At 73.5% G+C, this 16056-nt stretch carries 16 protein-coding genes; 7 read left to right on the forward strand and 9 right to left on the reverse strand.

Annotation, left to right across the window (positions count from 1 at the left end; genetic code table 11):
• Nucleotides 1-10 precede the first annotated feature (10 nt).
• Entirely contained in the window at nt 11-1636 is a 1626-nt protein-coding gene (locus tag IEZ10_RS26410; protein WP_189249202.1) for an amidohydrolase, read from the forward strand.
• A 129-nt stretch (nt 1637-1765) separates the two neighbouring features.
• Here IEZ10_RS26410 and IEZ10_RS26415 read toward each other — a convergent pair whose 3' ends face one another.
• Complete coding sequence (locus IEZ10_RS26415) at nt 1766-2908, reverse strand: hypothetical protein (RefSeq protein ID WP_189249203.1); 1143 nt, start codon at nt 2906-2908, stop codon at nt 1766-1768.
• A 238-nt stretch (nt 2909-3146) separates the two neighbouring features.
• A complete protein-coding gene (locus tag IEZ10_RS26420) occupies nt 3147-4991 on the reverse strand; it encodes an endonuclease/exonuclease/phosphatase family protein (protein ID WP_189249204.1) in 1845 nt (614 codons plus the stop codon).
• Nucleotides 4992-5298: 307 nt separating this feature from the next.
• Between IEZ10_RS26420 and IEZ10_RS26425 the strand changes: the two genes are divergently transcribed.
• Entirely contained in the window at nt 5299-5766 is a 468-nt protein-coding gene (locus tag IEZ10_RS26425; protein WP_229811660.1) for a DUF2776 family protein, read from the forward strand.
• A gap of 145 nt (nt 5767-5911) precedes the next feature.
• On the opposite strand, the gene IEZ10_RS26430 is transcribed toward IEZ10_RS26425, so the two are convergent.
• A complete protein-coding gene (locus tag IEZ10_RS26430) occupies nt 5912-6502 on the reverse strand; it encodes a DinB family protein (protein WP_189249206.1) in 591 nt (196 codons plus the stop codon).
• A gap of 75 nt (nt 6503-6577) precedes the next feature.
• On the opposite strand from IEZ10_RS26430, the gene IEZ10_RS26435 reads away from it, so the two are divergent.
• Both IEZ10_RS26435 and IEZ10_RS26440 read left to right on the forward strand, forming a co-directional pair.
• On the forward strand, nt 6578-6946 hold the full coding sequence (locus tag IEZ10_RS26435; RefSeq protein ID WP_189249207.1) for a DUF488 domain-containing protein: 369 nt from the start codon (nt 6578-6580) through the stop codon (nt 6944-6946).
• A gap of 124 nt (nt 6947-7070) precedes the next feature.
• Nucleotides 7071-7451, forward strand: a complete 381-nt coding sequence (locus IEZ10_RS26440; RefSeq protein WP_189249208.1) for a VOC family protein — start codon at nt 7071-7073, stop codon at nt 7449-7451.
• A 71-nt stretch (nt 7452-7522) separates the two neighbouring features.
• On the opposite strand, the gene IEZ10_RS26445 is transcribed toward IEZ10_RS26440, so the two are convergent.
• The 3 genes from IEZ10_RS26445 to IEZ10_RS26455 all read right to left on the reverse strand — a co-directional run bounded on the left by IEZ10_RS26445 (nt 7523) and on the right by IEZ10_RS26455 (nt 11489).
• Nucleotides 7523-8524, reverse strand: a complete 1002-nt coding sequence (locus IEZ10_RS26445; RefSeq protein WP_189249209.1) for a zinc-dependent alcohol dehydrogenase family protein — start codon at nt 8522-8524, stop codon at nt 7523-7525.
• 247 nt (nt 8525-8771) lie between these two features.
• Nucleotides 8772-10457, reverse strand: a complete 1686-nt coding sequence (locus IEZ10_RS26450; RefSeq protein ID WP_189249210.1) for an FAD-dependent monooxygenase — start codon at nt 10455-10457, stop codon at nt 8772-8774.
• 348 nt (nt 10458-10805) lie between these two features.
• Nucleotides 10806-11489: a TetR/AcrR family transcriptional regulator gene (locus IEZ10_RS26455; RefSeq protein WP_189249211.1), complete on the reverse strand. Its 684-nt coding sequence runs from the start codon at nt 11487-11489 to the stop codon at nt 10806-10808.
• 153 nt (nt 11490-11642) lie between these two features.
• Here IEZ10_RS26455 and IEZ10_RS26460 point away from each other — a divergent pair, with 153 nt between their 5' ends.
• From IEZ10_RS26460 to IEZ10_RS26470, 3 genes are all read left to right on the forward strand, one after another.
• Nucleotides 11643-12137, forward strand: coding sequence for a hypothetical protein (locus tag IEZ10_RS26460; RefSeq protein WP_189249212.1), 495 nt, complete (start codon nt 11643-11645; stop codon nt 12135-12137).
• A gap of 91 nt (nt 12138-12228) precedes the next feature.
• The gene (locus IEZ10_RS26465; RefSeq protein WP_189249213.1) at nt 12229-13461 is read left to right on the forward strand and encodes a sensor histidine kinase; all 1233 of its coding nucleotides are present in this window, start codon (nt 12229-12231) and stop codon (nt 13459-13461) included.
• The gene (locus tag IEZ10_RS26470; protein WP_229811661.1) at nt 13458-14303 is read left to right on the forward strand and encodes a response regulator transcription factor; all 846 of its coding nucleotides are present in this window, start codon (nt 13458-13460) and stop codon (nt 14301-14303) included. The genes IEZ10_RS26465 and IEZ10_RS26470 overlap by 4 nt, the downstream gene beginning before the upstream one ends.
• A gap of 128 nt (nt 14304-14431) precedes the next feature.
• Here the strand turns inward: IEZ10_RS26470 and IEZ10_RS26475 are convergent, their stop codons facing one another.
• From IEZ10_RS26475 to tpiA, 3 genes are all read right to left on the reverse strand, one after another.
• Entirely contained in the window at nt 14432-14779 is a 348-nt protein-coding gene (locus IEZ10_RS26475) for an RNA polymerase-binding protein RbpA (protein WP_179827933.1), read from the reverse strand.
• Nucleotides 14780-14881: 102 nt separating this feature from the next.
• Entirely contained in the window at nt 14882-15112 is a 231-nt protein-coding gene (gene secG, locus IEZ10_RS26480; RefSeq protein WP_179827931.1) for a preprotein translocase subunit SecG, read from the reverse strand.
• Between the two features lie 133 nt (nt 15113-15245).
• The gene (gene tpiA / locus IEZ10_RS26485) at nt 15246-16031 is read right to left on the reverse strand and encodes a triose-phosphate isomerase (RefSeq protein WP_189249214.1); all 786 of its coding nucleotides are present in this window, start codon (nt 16029-16031) and stop codon (nt 15246-15248) included.
• Between the last annotated feature and the right edge of the window lie 25 nt (nt 16032-16056).

Consider the following 16056-nt stretch of genomic DNA (forward strand, 5'->3'; position numbering starts at 1 on the left):
GTTCGGTCGGATGAACGAGATCCTCTTCCGCGGCGGGCGCGCCTTCCTGCCCGGCGGCGCCTTCGCCGAGGCCGTACTGGTCCGCGGCGACCGCGTCGCGGCCGTGGGCGCCGAGGCCGACGTCGCGCGCCAGGCCGGCCCCGGCTGCGAGACCGTCGACCTGGACGGCGGCCTGCTGACCCCCGGCTTCACCGACGCCCACATCCACCCGGTGCAGGCCGGGCTGGAGCGGGCCAAGTGCGACCTCGCGGAGGTCTACGGCCTGCCGGAGTACCTGGAGAAGATCACCGGCTACGCCGCCGCGCACCCGGACCGGGCCTGGATCGAGGGCGGCGGCTGGGACATGTCGGCCTTCCCCGGTGGCCTGCCGCACCGCTCCCAGCTCGACTTCCTCGACCGCCCGGCCTACCTGGTCCAGCGCGACCACCACGCCGCCTGGGTGAACGGCCGCGCCCTGGAGCTGGCCGGGATCACCCGCGACACCCCCGACCCCGCCGACGGCCGGATCGAGCGCGACGCCGACGGGGAGCCCACCGGGGTGCTGCACGAGGGCGCGATGGAGCTCGTCGGCCCGCTCACCCCGCGGCCCGCCACCGCCGACCAGGTCGCGGCCCTGCTGGACGCCCAGCGCTACCTGTTCTCCCTGGGCGTCACCGCCTGGCAGGACGCCATCGTCGGCCCCTTCGCCGGCTCCGACGACCAGCTCCCCGCCTACCTTGAGGCGGCCTCCGCGGGCCGGCTCACCGCCCGGGTGGTGGGCGCGCTGTGGTGGGACCGGGCGCGCGGCGCCGAGCAGATCCCCGAACTGCTGGAGCGCCGCCGCTCGGCCGAGGGCCTGGAGCGGTTCCGCGCCACCTCGGTGAAGATCATGCAGGACGGCATCGCCGAGAACTTCACCGCCGCGGTGATCGAGCCCTACTGCCGCTGCGGCGGCACGGGCGGCGGCACGGGCCTGTCGTACGTGGACCCGGAGCTGCTGAAGGGCCACGTCGCCGAACTGGACCGGCACGGCTTCCAGGTGCACTTCCACGCGATCGGCGAGCGGGCCGTACGCGAGGCGCTGGACAGCCTCACCGGGACCGACCCGGCGAACCGGCACCACATCGCGCACCTGCAGATCATCGAGCCGTCGGACGTCCCGCGCTTCGCGAAGCTGGGCGTGACGGCCAACCTGCAGCCGCTGTGGGCCACCCACCACGCCCAGATGGACGAGCTGACGATCCCGTACCTGGGAGAGGAGCGCTCGTCGTGGCAGTACCCCTTCGCCGACCTGCTGCGGACCGGCGCCCGGTTCTGCGCGGGCAGTGACTGGCCGGTCTCCAGCGCCGACCCGATCCAGGGCATGCACGTCGCGGTCAACCGCACCGAGCCGCCGAGCTCGGTGCACGCCGGCTACCCGACGGCGCAGACCCCGTTCCTGCCCGGCCAGTCCCTGGACCTGACGACCGCGCTGACCGCCTACACCGCGGGCTCGGCGTGGATCAACGGCGACGACGACGCCGGGACGATCGCCGCGGGCAACCGCGCCGACCTGGTCGTCCTGGACCGCGACCCGTTCACCGAACCCGCCGCCGACATCTGGCGGACGAGGGTCGCCATGACCTTCGTCCGCGGCGAACAGGTCCACGGCCGCTGACGCCACCGGCCCGTCCCCGCACCGCGCGCCGTACGGCGCGGCGCGGGGACCGGCGGCAGGCCGTCCCCGGCGCCCCTGCCCGTCACCCCTCGGGCACGGACGCCGGAGGCCCGGCGTTCCGTGGAGGGCTCAGGGAGGCGGCCGAACCGTGCCGCGGCCTTCGGGACCGGTCCGGCCCAGCCGCGCCGCCTCGGCCGCCGGCGGCGCGGCGATCGACGCCAGGAGCGCGGCGACGCACGCGGCCCAGTACGGCAGGTACTGGGTGCTGTGGTCGTAGTCCCGGGAGCCGACCGTCACGTACACCGACCAGATGAGCAGCGGCCCCGCCACACCCGCCGTCACCCCCGACCCCGTGCTCGCGTCCCGCCGCGCCGTCCAGGCGGCGACCACGACGGCCAGGACGGTCGAGACGATCAACATGCTCAGAGCTTCGTCCGCCAGGGAGCCCGGAAGGCCGCCCATCACCTCGACGGCGGTGAACAGCAGGACGAAGCAGAGCAGCCCACGCCGCGTCCCGGCGTGCCGGAGCGCGGCTGCGCCCGCCGCCGCGCCGATGCCCGCGCCCGCGAGGGACGCGGTCAGCGCCACGACCGGGGGGTCGTCGACCGCGCCGAGCGCCTGGAGGTACTGCAGCGGCCCGGCCGTCACCGCGCAGCCGAGCCACGCGGCCGACGGCAGCGCCAGGAACCGGCCACGGCCGCCGGGCATCCTGCCCGCGACCACCGAGGCCGCCACGACCGCGGCGGCGGGATACCAGACGGCGCGGGTCAGGTCGCGGTACCAGCCGGGACCGTCCCACTCGTGATACCGCTCCCACAGCGTCCATCCCAGTGCCTCGGCCGCGACGAGCTGGCCGCAGGCGAGCACCGCGGCGGTGAGCGCGGCGGTGAGCGCGGCGGCCACCACCGCGGGTACGGCCGGCCCCACCCCGCGGGCCCCGGTGCGCGGCAGCCCTCCGGCCGCGACCAGGTAGGCGAGCACGGCCCCGATCACCCAGCCCGGCCAGCCCGGCCAGCCGGCCATCGCGTCGGCGAAGTCCCCGCCGTCGGAGGCGTCCGTGACGCTCTCTCCGACCATGACGGCCGCGACACTGCCGTACAGGGTCGCGACGGCGGCCTTCGCCGGGTCCCCGCGAAGGAGGACCCCCGCCACCAGGCCGGTCAGTATCCCCGCGAGCTCAAGCCGGTCGATCGCGGCGAGGAGCACGGACACGCACGGCCCGGCGGCCAGCACCCCGGCCACCGCGAGCACGGCTCTTCCCGCCTTCGGCATCGGCCCATGAAAACAGAAGGACCATGATCCTTCCACCCGTATGCCGCGAACCGTTCATCGCGGTCCTGCCCGCACCGGTGACGCGGGCCGCGCCGTACGGTTCCTCCGGCCGTACGGCGCGGCGCCCCGCCGGCCGCCCGCGTCGCCGCGCCGACCGCCGCGCTGTTCATGGGGCCGTCTGTCCGCGTTCGGCCCGGACCCCGCGCCCGCGGGGTCGCGGGGTCGCGGGGTCGCGGTCTCACTCGTACGGGGTGATCTCGGCGATCGCGGTGGCGCCGCCCATCCCGTTGTCCACGCGCAGCCGCAGGTAGCGGGCCTTGACGCCGTTGAGGCGGACGTCGTTCGGCCCGGTGATCCGAGGCCAGGTCACGTTCGCCGCCTGCGCCCACCAGGTGCCGTCGACGCTGACCTCCAGCACGCCCCTGAGCGGTGTGCCGGTCATGTTGACGACCGGATTGCCGGCTCCCGAGAGGGCGGTGGCCAGCTTGGGCAGGAACCGGACCGCGGACAGCACGCGCTCCCGCCCCATGTCCACCGTGATGGTGTGCGGCTGCGCGGGACTCACCGTGGGATCGGCCGCGTCGGGATACCACGAGTGGTAGTAGGTGTACGGATCGCCGTCGACCGCGCGTCCGGGATCTCCCGCGACCGGCTTGAACGTGCCGGCCGTGGCGGACAGCTCCGACGGCGGAACCGGGGTTCCCTCGGGCGGCGCGGGCCAGGCCCCGGGTGCGTACTCCGGCTTCTCCGTCACGATGGGACGGTTCGGGCCCGGACCCGTTCCGGTGACCAGCACGTCGGCGATGACCGCGCCGTGGTCGGAGTAGAACGGGTACTGCTGGTCCAGGTAGCCGCCCTGGTGGCGAGGCAGGCGCCGCACGTCGGTGCGGGCGCCCAGCACGCGCATCTGCGCCTTGTTGTCGCGGAAGAGCAGGTAGTCGATGCGGGCGGGGGCGGCGCCGAAGCCGCTCATCGTGCTCCAGGTACGGCCCGGATAGAGCCCGGCGTCGGGGTTGATGTAGCGGAAGGCGTCGTAGAAGCCGGCGTCGGTGTACTGCTTGGTGTAGGTCCACGGCACGGTCAGCCCGGCGTGTCCGCGGGCGTCGGCGAACTGGCCGCTCCAGTCCCGGTCCGACCACGCGTTGAAGTCACCGCCCATGATCACGGGAGCGTCGTCCTTGACGTAGTACGGCACCACCTTCTGCAGGATGGCCCGGCCCTGGGCGTTGCGCTTGGTGTCGTCGTAACCGACGATCGTGTCGATCGTCGGCGAGACCGGCTTGCCGAACCGGGTGTTCACCACGGCGTGGTGCATGGGGGCGAAGACGGAGTCCTCGTGCCGGGACCAGACGGTGAAGGCGTGGACGTACTTGCCGTTGGGCAGCTGCAGCTTGGCGCCGCCGAAGTGGAAGTCGGTGATCTCGGGCCGTTCGGTGTAGCGCTGGGCGACCTTCAGCTTGGTGAAGAGCCAGAGGTTGCGGTACTTCGCCTCGGTGGCCACCGTGATCGGGACCGAGTTGTACAGGTCGGTCGCGGCTCGCCCGGCGTTGAGTCCCTGGAGGATGGCGGTCTCCGAGCCGTAGGCCTCCACGACGAAGAAGACGTCGGGATCGACCTCGTTGACGTACTCGATCAGTTGCTTCAGGTTCTCACCGGTGTGGTCCTTGCCGTCGAGCGTGCCTCCGCCGAGGAGGTTCCACGTCATCAGCCGCACCTGCGTGCCCGCCTGCCCCTGGGCGAAGGCCGCGTCGCTGGCGTCGAGCTCGAACTCGCCCTCCGGCACCACGAAGGGGTGCGACTCCGCCTTGCCGTTCGTCGTGTACAGCGTCGCCCGCATCCACACGTACCCCAGGCTCCGCTGCCTGACGGCCATCCTGATCTCGTGGACCTGACCGGTCACCGCCGGCCCGTCCGCCAGGATCGTGCAGAGCCGGCCCACGTGCTCCGGACCCGGCGTCGTCACGATCTTCCCGTCGCACCGGTAGGAGTACACGAAGCCGCCCGCCGCGGCCGCCCCCGGCACGGCCCACGGCAGCAGCAGTACGACGACGGCGATCAGCATCCGCCCTGTCAGTCTCTTCATGAAGATCGAATACGTCATCGGCGCAGGGAAATCAATGCCCGCCCGACCCGGGCATTTCGTACGGCCGGCGGAACGGGAGGCGAAGCCGTGACCCGGCGGCGGATCCTGCTGTTCGTCAGCCCGCCTCCGGCGGGGACGGCATCTCGGCGGACGATGGACCGGGCACAGATCGATGATCGCCAAAAGGGCGCCACGGGCGAGGCCCCGCATGAAAGCCCAGGTCAGAGGGTTACGTTGGGATGAGACGCGACAACGTGGGGCACCGGCGGCCGGGGCGGGCCGCACGAGGGGGGCGCCTGGAGGATCCATGAACTTCGCGGTGAGTGTCCTGTTCCGCGCCATACCCCTGGTGTTCGGAGCGATCTGTCTCGCCTACGGTCTCTACATCAGGAGCGGCGGCGCGGACGCCGGCCACTTCGTCGCGGGTTATGTGAACGTCGCGCTGGGCCTGTACGTCCTGCTGGGCTCCGACAGGCCCTACCGCATCGCGCCCGGCTTCATCCTGATCGGCCTCGCGCTGGTCTGCTTCAGCATCCTGTCCAAGGTGCTCCTGCCGGCCCTGGTGTGGCGCCGTTCCTTCCCGCTCGCCGACCGCATCCCCATCCTGCCGATCATCACCGCGCTGACCTGTCTTTTCTTCTCCGCCTTCCTGTTCGAGGCCGCCGTCACCGATCCGCAGTTCTTCATCCCCGCGCGGGTGATGGTGGGACTGGGCGCGGTGTGCTTCACCCTCTTCTCCATCGTCTCGATCCTTGAGGCCGGGACGTCCGGGTGACCGGACTCACCGCGTGACCGGACTCACCGCGTGACCGGGCTCACCGCGTGACGGGACGCCGGCCGTGGCGACGGCGTCCCGTACGGCCAGGCCGCGGTCCCGCCGCCGCCCCGGTGGACTCCGGCGCTCCGGCCGGGTCGCCGCCTCAGGTACGTCCGGCCTCCTGTGCCACGTGCTCCAGCCGGGCGCGGTAGTCCTCCCACCACGACCGGTCGCCCGGCGGCAGGTTGCTGCCGTCCTGCCGCAGTCCGGCGGCCCCGTCGATGAGCTCCCGGACGATGTCGGCGTGCCCGGCGTGCCGGTCGGTCTCGGCGATCATGTGGATCAGGATCCGGTGCAGGGTCACCTCGTTCCGCCCGTCGGGCCACCACGGCACCCGGCCGGCCGCGTCCAGCTCCAGCGCCTCGATCGTCGCGTCCGAATGCGCCCACACCCGGCGGTACAGCGCGACGATCTCCTCACGCGACTCCTCGGCGGTCGCCCACATGTCCGCGTTGGCTTCGGCATCCTCCTCCATCCAGGGCAGCGGTTCGGGGAACGGCCTGCCGAAGACGTCACCGAAGTACCCGGCCTCGGTGCCGGCCACATGCTTGACCAGCCCGAGAAGATTGGTCCCGGTGGGGGTCATCGGCCGGCGGATGTCGTACTCCGGCAGTCCGTCGAGCTTCCAGAGCAGGGCCTCGCGGGAGACCTTCAGGTAACGGTGAAGATCCGACTTCGGATCCGATGCAGTCATGCCGGACATCCTGCCACCCTGTGTCGCGAGCCGGTCCACCGCTTCCGCGGCGCTCCGCCCGGGTAGATCCCGGGGATGGGGGACATCATCGTCAGACGGGTGTACGACGACGGCGGGCAGGTCGAGGGGGCGGCTTTCCTGGTGGACGGGATGTGGCCGCGCGGCGTGCGGAAGGAGGACCTGGAGCGGGTCCGGTGGGTCCGCGACCTCGCGCCCTCGGCGGAGCTGCGGCGCTGGTTCGGGCACCGCCCGGAGCGGTTCGCGGAGTTCCGCCGCCGCTACCGCGAGGAGCTGGACGGCGAGGCGGACGCCGTCCGCCCGCTGCTGGAGGCCGCGCGCCACGGGCCGGTCACGCTGCTGTACGCGGCCAGGGACACCGAGCACAACAACGCCGTGGTGCTGCGGGAATATCTGCGCGACCGGCTCGCCGGGCCGGACGGCTGACCCTCTCCGCCGCCTCCGGGGGCCCCAGGCGTCTTCAAGGCCGCCGATGGCGTCACCATCGCATGAGCGGTACGGCCGGAAGCCGATCACGATGGGCCGGAAACGCGACCGGTACGGTGCGATCATGCATCGAAGCCGCGTCTACGCCCTTCTGATCGACGCTCCCGAGGCCGAGGCCGCCGACGCGGCGGCCTTCTGGTCCGCCGCGCTCGGCGTGCGGACGGAACTCCTCCCCTCCGAGCCGCAGTTCGTCACGCTGCACGAGGCCCTGCCCGGACTGATCACCGCCGTCCAGTCGGTCGACGACGCGCCCCGCTTCCACCTCGACATCGAGACCGACGACGTCGAGGCCGAGACCGCGCGCCTGGTCGGGCTCGGCGCCACACAGGTGTCGCGGTGGCAGGAGTGTCGCGTGCTGCGGGTGCCCGGCGGGCACCTGGTCTGCGTCCTGCCCGTGGAGAGCGACCGGGAGGTCTTCGAGACCCAGGCCAAGATCTGGCCCTGATCCCGCTCCCCCGCCCGCGGAGCCGGCCGGCCGGGCCCACGCCCGGCTGAACGGCGGAGAACCGGCGGAGGTCAGTGCGCGACGGTGACCACGATCTTGCCGACCTGGGCGTTCGACTCCAGGTACCGGTGGGCCTCGACGATCTCGCTCAGGTCGAAGGTGCGGTCCACCACGGCCCGGAACGCGCCCGAACGCAGCCCGGAGGTCACGAACGCCGCCGCCCGGCGCAGCCGTTCGGGCCGGCTCGCCGTCTCGATCATGGTGTACGTCCGCATGTTCAGCGCGGGCATCCCGAGCTCGATGCCCGGGTAGGGGGTGGGCTCGCCGCTCAGCGCGCCGTACACCAGGAGCGTGCCGTCGTCGGCCACCACCCGGGCCAGGTCCCGCACGCCGGGGCCGGCGACGGCGTCGAAGACGAACTCGGCGCCCCGGCCGCCGGTCGCCGCCAGCACCCGCTCGGCCACGTCCTCCGATCCGGTGACGATCACCTCCGCCGCGCCCTCCTTCAGCAGCGCCTCCTTCTTGGCGGCGGTGCGGGTGAGGGCGATCGGCGTGGCACCGACGCGGTCGGCGACGTGGATGGCGGCCAGTCCCACACTGCTGGAGGCCGCGTTCAGCACGACCGTGTCCCCCGGCCGCATCCCGCCGACCTCCACCAAGGCGCCGTAGGCCGTCAGGTACGGCATCCACACCGCCGCGCCCTCGACGGCGCCGATCCCCTCGGGGCGGTGCAGCACCGACGCCGCGGGCACGATCGCCCGTTCGGCGTAGACCCCGTGGCCGTTCTGCGAGAACCCGGGCACGGTGCTGACCGGCTGCCCGGGCCGGAACCCCTCGACGCCCTCGCCGACCGCCTCCACCACGCCCGCTGCCTCGGTGCCCAGCCGGGCGGGGAACCGCTTCACCGGCTCGATGTAGTGGCCGGTGCGGAACAGCACCTCGGCCCGGTTCAGTCCGATCGCGTCCACGCGGATCCGGACCTCGCCCGGGCCCGGCTCACCGACCTCCACGTCCTCCAGCCTCATCACCTCGGGGCCGCCGAGCTCGTGGAACAGCACCGTCTTCGCCGTCATGTCGTTCTTCCTCCGTAAGAGACGATGATCGACTCAAGCACGTAAGTACGATAGGTGTCAAACTACGATGTCCATCGTACTAAGGGGCCCCGGCGCCGAACGCGCCCCTCGACGCCCTGACGTGCCGCAACCGCGTCCTAACGGGGTTCCCGACCCTCCCGGCGACCCGGCGGGACGTCCCCCGCCGCGCCCGACGCGCCGTACGGCGGGCTTCCCCGCGGGGCCTGCCGTACGGCGGGCGCGGCGGTCAGGCGTACACGGTCGCCGGCGCCCCGAACCACCGGACCAGGGCGGCGCGGAGGGCCTCGCGCTCGGCGGAGTCGGGGCGGGGCGACGAGGAGGCCCAGGCGACGTAGCAGTCGGGCCGCAGCAGCAGGGCCGTGACCTCGCCGGACCCACCTTCACCGCCGGACCCCCCGTCGCCGTCCGGGTCGCCCGAGCCGTCGGAGCCGCGCGGGCCGGCCGGGCCGTCCTGGGCATCCGGGGCGTTCATGGCCGCCGGGTTCATGAGGCGCGCGGTGACGGCCTTGACCCGGTCGTCCCACCCGGCCGCCTCCCCGGCGAGGGACGCGTCCCCGGTCAGGTCCAGCAGCAGCGGCCGGGCGTCCGCGGTCAACTCGGCGAGCCGTACCGGACCGGTGTCGTCGCCGGTGTCGAGTGACAGGTCGGGGGCCCACCGGCCCACCAGGGGGTGGGCGTCGCCCCCGCCCATGTCGTAGCGGATGTCCGCCCCGGCCATGGTGCCGGCGATGTGCCGGACGACGTTCCGGTCGCCGAGCAGCTCGGTGAACAGCCGGCGCAGCGCGGTGACCTCCTCACCCGGGGCGACCAGCGCGGACTGTGCCTGGGTGTGCATGACGACCCGCTCGGCCGCCGGCCGCCGTTCGGCCTCGTAGCTGTCCAGCAGGCCGGGCGGGGCCCAGCCGCGGATCTCGGCGGCGAGCTTCCAGCCGAGGTTGGTCACATCCTGCAGGCCCAGGTTCAGTCCTGGGCCGCCGATCGCCGAGTGCACGTGGGCCGCGTCGCCGGCCAGCAGCACCCGGCCGTCCCGGAACCGGTCGGCCAGCCGGGTGTTGCCGCCGACCAGGCGGCGCGTCAGGTGCGGGCCGGGCCCGGTGGACGGGCCGAGGGGGAGGTCGGCTCCCAGGACCCGGCGGACGCTCTCCCGCAGCTCCTCCAGGGTCAGCGGCGGCTGCCCGCCGTCCTCGGCGACACCGGGCTCCCACTCCATGGTGGTCACCAGGGGCGAGCGGCCGGGGAAGGGCGCGAAGACGAACAGCCCGTGCCCGGTGCGGTGGTGCATGAACGGCGGGACGAGCCCGTAGCCGGGCACGTTCAGCCCGCCGGTGGCCGGGTCCACCAGCTCCGACGGCACGGTGACGGACGCGACGCGGGAGACCGTGGAGTCCCGTGTCACGCCGGGGAAGCCGATCCCCGCCAGCTTCCGCGTCACGCTGCGCCCGCCGTCGGCCCCGACGAGGTAGCGGGCCCGCAGCCGGTAGGGGCCGCCGGGCCCGGTGACGTCGGCGACGACCTCCTCGGCGTCCTGCGACAGGCCGGTGAGCTCGTGTCCCCGGCGGATCTCGAAGCCCAGCTCGGCGGCGCGCTCCTCCAGAACCTGCTCGACGCGCTGCTGCGGCGTCCCCAGGATGTAGAGCGGGTTGTCGTCCAGCGTGCTCAGGTCGAGCGGCAGCGCGCCGAACACGAACGCGGGCACCGGCCGGGGCGGCTCGGTGCCACCGCTGAGCCGCCCGTACAGGCCCCGGCGGTCGAGCATCCGCACCACCTGGCCGACCAGGCCGTTGGCGCGGTTCTCGGTGGTACGCGCGGGCAGCCGCTCCAACACGATCGGCCGCACTCCGGCCAGGCTCAGCTCGCAGGCCAGCATCAGCCCGTTGGGGCCGGCGCCGGCGATGACCACGTCTGCGGACATGGTGGTTCCTCCTCTGTGGGATGGGGGGATTCGGGTCCCGGAGGTCCGGGCCCGAACGAAAGAGGGTTCGCCCCGCGATTCGCCGCTGACGCACGGTGTGCGAGGGCGGCCATGACGGACCACCCGGGCGACGGGCCGGTGGCCGCGCCCGGGTGCGGGGCCCGGCGGGAGTCGGGCCTCTCAGGCGGGATTCCCGGGGGCCGGGCCGATCAGGGCCGGTGGGTCCTGGTACGCGGCCCGGCGGGGATCGGGCCTCTCAGGCGGGACTCTCCGGGCCGGGCCGGTCAGGGCCGGCGGGTCCGGGAGACTCGGGGGATCGACGAGGACCGGAAGGCGGAGGAACCGCTCTCAGGGCCGGGGACCGGCGGCCTCCTCACGGTCCGGCACCGGCAGCCCCGCGGCGAGCTGGCCGAGCGCGTCGCGGAGCAGCGGCCCGAACGGCACGGGCGGGTCGGCCCGCAGCCAGCGCTCCATGACCAGGCTGACGGCCGCGCCGACCGCGCCGGACACCAGCCGCGGATACAGGTCGCGGACGACGTCGGTGCCGGTGCGCTCGGCGATCGCCGCGGCGAGCTCCGCCTCGGCGGCCGCGTTCGCCTTGAACATCTCACCCTGCAGCGAAGGCTCACTGATCATCAGGCTGACGCCGGTGATCCACCTCCGGTCGGGCGCCCGTCCCCCGTCGACCGCGCCACCGACCGCGTCGCCGGACGTGTCCCCGGGCGAGAACTGGGTCTGCACCGCGTTGCGGATCGCCTCCCACAGCGGCTCGGACTCCGGCCGGGCGCGCAGCTCCTCCGCGACCCGGCGGGCGCGGTCGAGGTGCCGGGCGGCGATCGCCTCGCCCTTGCCGGAGAAGTAGTTGTTGAAGGTGCGGGGTGAGACCCCGGCCTCGGCTGCGATGTCCTCCACCCGGACGGCGTCCAGCCCGCGCTCGACGACCAGGCGGATGGTCGCCCAGCTCAGCGCGGCACGGGTCTCCTGCTTCTTGCGCTCCCGAAGTCCCGGCCGTTCGGATTTCCCGGTGTCCATGGGACCACCGTACACATATTTGCGCATCAGGAAAAGATGCGTGGTACGAAAGTTTTTCCAGGCGCCGACGGGGTCTCCACCCGTGGGTGGAGACCCCGTATCTCCACCCCGGCGCCGATCCGCCCCGGCGCGCTTCTCCCTACCGTCTTCCCCGTGAACCCGCTCAACCCGACGAACCCGCTGAGCACGGCGGCCATCATCGTCCTCGTCGTCGCCTTCGTGCTCTACCGCCAGATGATGACCCGGGTCGCCACCCGGACCGGCCTCCTCTGGCTCGCCCTGTTCATGATGGCGGCCGGCGTCGCCTCCGGCGCACTCGCAGATCCCCGTCACCTGCCGCTCAGCTTGCTCCTGCTGGCCGTGGAGGCCGCCTGCGCGGTGGCCTTCGGCGTCCTGCGCGCCTCGACCGTCCGGGTCTGGCGGGACGAGACGGGGGTCCCCTGGTCCCGGGGCACCGGCTGGACCCTGCTGGGCTGGCTGGCCTCGGCCGTCGCGCGCGTCGCGCTGTTCGGCGCCGGCCACGCGCTCGGGCTCGCGTCGGCGCCCACGGCCATCCTGTTCTTCATGGGCCTGACCATCGGCGTCCAGTCCCTCCTCGTCGCCCGCCGCGCCCGCGCCCTGCCCCTCGCCGCCCCGGCACGCGCGTGACCGTCCCCGCCGTACGGAGAACCGCACGGAGAACCGCACGGAGAGCGGCCCGGCACGGCCGTACGGCGGGTCCGCCGGTATCTTCGGGGACATGTCCGGAATCCGGCGGCGAGCCGCGGTCCTGCTGTGGGTCGCGGTGGCCGCGACGTTCGCCGCGTTCACCGTCGCCCAGGCGATCCGGGACCAGACCGCCGCCCCCGGCCACCGCCTCGCGGTCGCGGCACTGGCGCTGGTCGTCGCCGGGTGCCTGGCCGCCGCTCCCCCGCCGGGTTCGCCCCGGCGGGAGAGTCCCCCGGTCACGGTCCTGGGAATCCCGATCAGGCTCGGCGCCGCCGTGATCGCCTCGATCGGTCTCCTCGCCCTCTCCCCCGACGGCGGCCCGGCCGTCGCGGCCCTGCTCTTCACCGTCGGAGCGGCGGCCTTCCGTCACCCGCCGGACCGGGCGCTGCCGGTGGGGCTGCTCGCGCTGACCGGCCTGCTGCTGATCGGCCTGGCCGGCCACGCCTGGGAGCAGGAGCTGTCCCTGGCCCTCAACGTCTGCGTGATCTTCCTCATCGCCTACGCGGTCCGGCAGCGCCGGGCGGCCCGGGCCGCCGAGGCGCGCGGGGCCGTGCTCGCCGAACGGGCGCGGATCGCCAGGGAGATCCACGACGTGCTGGCGCACTCCCTGTCCGCGCAGATCGTGCACCTGGAGGGCGCGCGCCTGCTGCTGCGGGCCGAGCGGCACGCCGAGGCACTGGAACGGGTGGAGCACGCCGGGAAGCTCGCCAGGTCGGGGCTGGAGGAGGCCCGAAGGGCGGTGTCGGCGCTGCGGGAGGACAGTCCGCCGCTGCCGGTGGCGCTCCGGGCGCTCACGGAGGAGTTCCGGGCGACGACCGGGCAGGCGTGCCCGCTGACGGTGACCGGTTCCGGGCGGCGGCTCGCGCCCGGAACCGAGCTGGCGGTGGTCCGCACCGCCCAGGAGGCCCTCACCAACGTCGGCCGGCACGCTCCCGGGGCACCGGCCACCGTACGGCTGGCCTTCGGCGACGAGGTCTGCGAGCTGGAGGTGACCAACCCCTCCGGGAACGGTCCGAGGACGCCGGGAGGGGGGTACGGCCTCGTCGGGATGGCCGAGCGCGCCGAACTGCTCGGCGGAGCGCTGGAGGCCGGGGAGACGGACGGGGGGTTCCGGGTACGGCTGAGGCTTCCGGCGACGGAACGGTCCGCGGAGAAGCCTCCGGCGGCGGAGCGGTCCACGGAGAAGCCTCCGGCGGCGGGGCGGTCCACGGAGAGGCCTCCGGCGGAACGGGTCTTCGCGCGGCCGGAGGGGGTGGCGAGGTGACCGGAGGCGGCTCGGAGACGAACGACGCGCCCGTCCGGGTGCTGGTGGTCGACGACCAGACGGTCGTGCGCGAGGGGCTGACGCTGCTGCTGGGACTGCTGCCCGGCATCGAGGTGGCCGGTTCCGCGGGCGACGGGGAGGCCGCCCTGCGGCTGGTCGAGGCCGAGCGGCCGGACGTGGTCCTGATGGACCTGCGGATGCCCCGGATGGACGGCGTCGAGGCCACCGGGCGGATCCGCGCCGCGTACCCGGACGTCCAGGTCGTCGTGCTGACCACCTACTCCGACGACGAGTCGGTGTTCGCCGCGCTGCGGGCCGGGGCCCGGGGCTTCCTCACCAAGAGCGCCGACGCCGAGGAGATCTCCCGGGCCGTCGCCGCCGTGAGGCGGGGGGACGCCCAGCTCGACCCGGCCGTCCAGCGCCGCCTCCTGGACGCCATGCCCCCGGCCCCGCCGCCCGCCCCGGCCCGGAGAGGCACGGGGGACGCCCGGCCGGACCCCCTCGGGGGCCGCACCGGCCCGCCGGACCCCGTACCGGACGGCACCGGCCCGCGGGACCCCGCGCGGCACCACGGCACCGGGACGGCCCCCGCACGGGACCGCGCCGCCCGGCCGGACCCCGTCCGGGAGCGCGGCGCCCTGCCCGACGGGCTGACCAGACGGGAGGGGGAGGTCCTGCGGCTCATCGCCGAGGGCCGCTCCAACGCGGAGATCGCCGCGGCCCTGTTCATCAGCGAGGCCACGGTGAAGACGCACGTCAACAATCTCTTCGCCAAGATCGGGGCGCGCGACCGCGCCCAGGCCGTCGGCTACGCCTACCGCCGCGGCGTGGCCGGGCTCTGAACCCCGGGTGAGGGCGCGACCGGCGCGGCGTGACCGGGCTCCGGGCCCCGGGCGGGCGTACGGCGGAACGCGAGGGGCCCCCGCGGAAGCTCTCCGCGGGGGCCCTACACGTCTGCCGGAGCAGTGGATCAGTACATCGGGCGGGAGGAGGAACGCAGCCGCTCCAGAGCCTCGGCCAGGATCTGGGCCCCGTCCTTGTCGCTGCGGCGCTCCTTGACGTACGCGAGATGCGTCTTGTACGGCTCGTTGCGCGGCGGCGCGGGCGGGTTGCTCTCGTCCTGGCCGGCCGGGAGGCCGCACCGCGGGCAGTCCCAGAACTCCGGTATGGGGGCGTCGCTGGCGAAGCTGGGGCGCGTCTCATGCATGTTCGCGCACCAGAACGGGACCCTTACACGGGGAGCCGCCTCGCCACGCTCCGCCTCTCCCATCGGGCCGGCTCCGACACGGCTGCCACGGATCGCGTTGCCACTACCCACGGATGAACTCCTCGCTCGATGGCCCCCCGCCGCTCCGGGTGGGCGCGGGGGGCTGAACCACTGTCACGCTTGGCGAAAGCCAGGGCGCCTGAAAGCCCCGGGTCAGGGCTTGAGAAGAAGGCCCAGCGCGATGATGCAGACGAACCAGACCACACCGGTGATGATGGTGAGCCGGTCAAGGTTGCGCTCGACCACGGAGGACCCTCCGAACGATGACGAGAAACCGCCACCGAACAGATCCGACAGACCCCCGCCCTTGCCCTTGTGGAGCAGGACGAGCAGGATCATCAGCAAGCTCGCCAGAATGAGGGCGATGGAGATTCCGATTGTCACCGTTGACCTGTTCCCTATTTACGCGCGGCCCGCGTCCGGGCACGACCCTTGTGTGACGCCTGAGGCGTGACGATTCAAACTTGCTCTAAGAGGGTACGACCTCATGTCAAGTCGTACCCCCCGAACGTCCCGGTCAGCCCGACATTTCACCAAAACGGCAGATTTTCACGAACTCCACCGGGTCGAGGCTGGCGCCGCCGACCAGGGCGCCGTCCACGTCGGGCTGCGCCATGATGCCGACGATGTTGTCGGCCTTGACCGACCCTCCGTAAAGGATACGGACGGCGGCGGCCACATCGGCGTCATACAGCTCGGCGAGTCGGGAGCGCAGCGCCCCGCAGACCTCCTGGGCGTCCTGCGGGGTGGCCACCTCGCCGGTGCCGATCGCCCACACCGGCTCGTAGGCCAGCACGATCGACGCGGCCTGCTCGGCGGTGACCTTGCGCAGCGCCCCGTCGAGCTGGGCGACGCTGTGGGCCACCTGGCCGCCGGACCGGCGGACCTCCAGGTTCTCCCCCACGCACAGGATCGGCGTGAGCGAGTGCCGGTAGGCCGCGTGGACCTTGGCGTTGACCACGTCGTCGTCCTCGCGGTGGTACTGCCGCCGCTCGGAGTGCCCGATCACCACGAAGGTGCAGCCGAGCTTGGCGAGCATCGCCCCGGAGATCTCCCCGGTGTACGCGCCGCCCTCGTGCTCGGACAGGTCCTGCGCGCCGTACACCAGGCGCAGCTTGTCGCCGTCCACCAGGGTCTGGACGCTGCGCAGGTCGGTGAACGGCGGCAGGACCGCCACCTCGACCCGGTTGAGGTCCTTGTCGTTCAGCGCGAACGCCAGCTTCTGGGTGTGGGCGATGGCCTCCAGGTGGTTGAGGTTCATCTTCCAGTTGCCGGCGATGAGGGGCTTGCGTGCCGTGCTCATCTGTCACCCGCCGTTCCTCGTCCGC

Origin of the sequence: Streptosporangium pseudovulgare (genome assembly GCF_014648055.1) — a bacterium.
GTDB lineage: Bacteria > Actinomycetota > Actinomycetes > Streptosporangiales > Streptosporangiaceae > Streptosporangium > Streptosporangium pseudovulgare.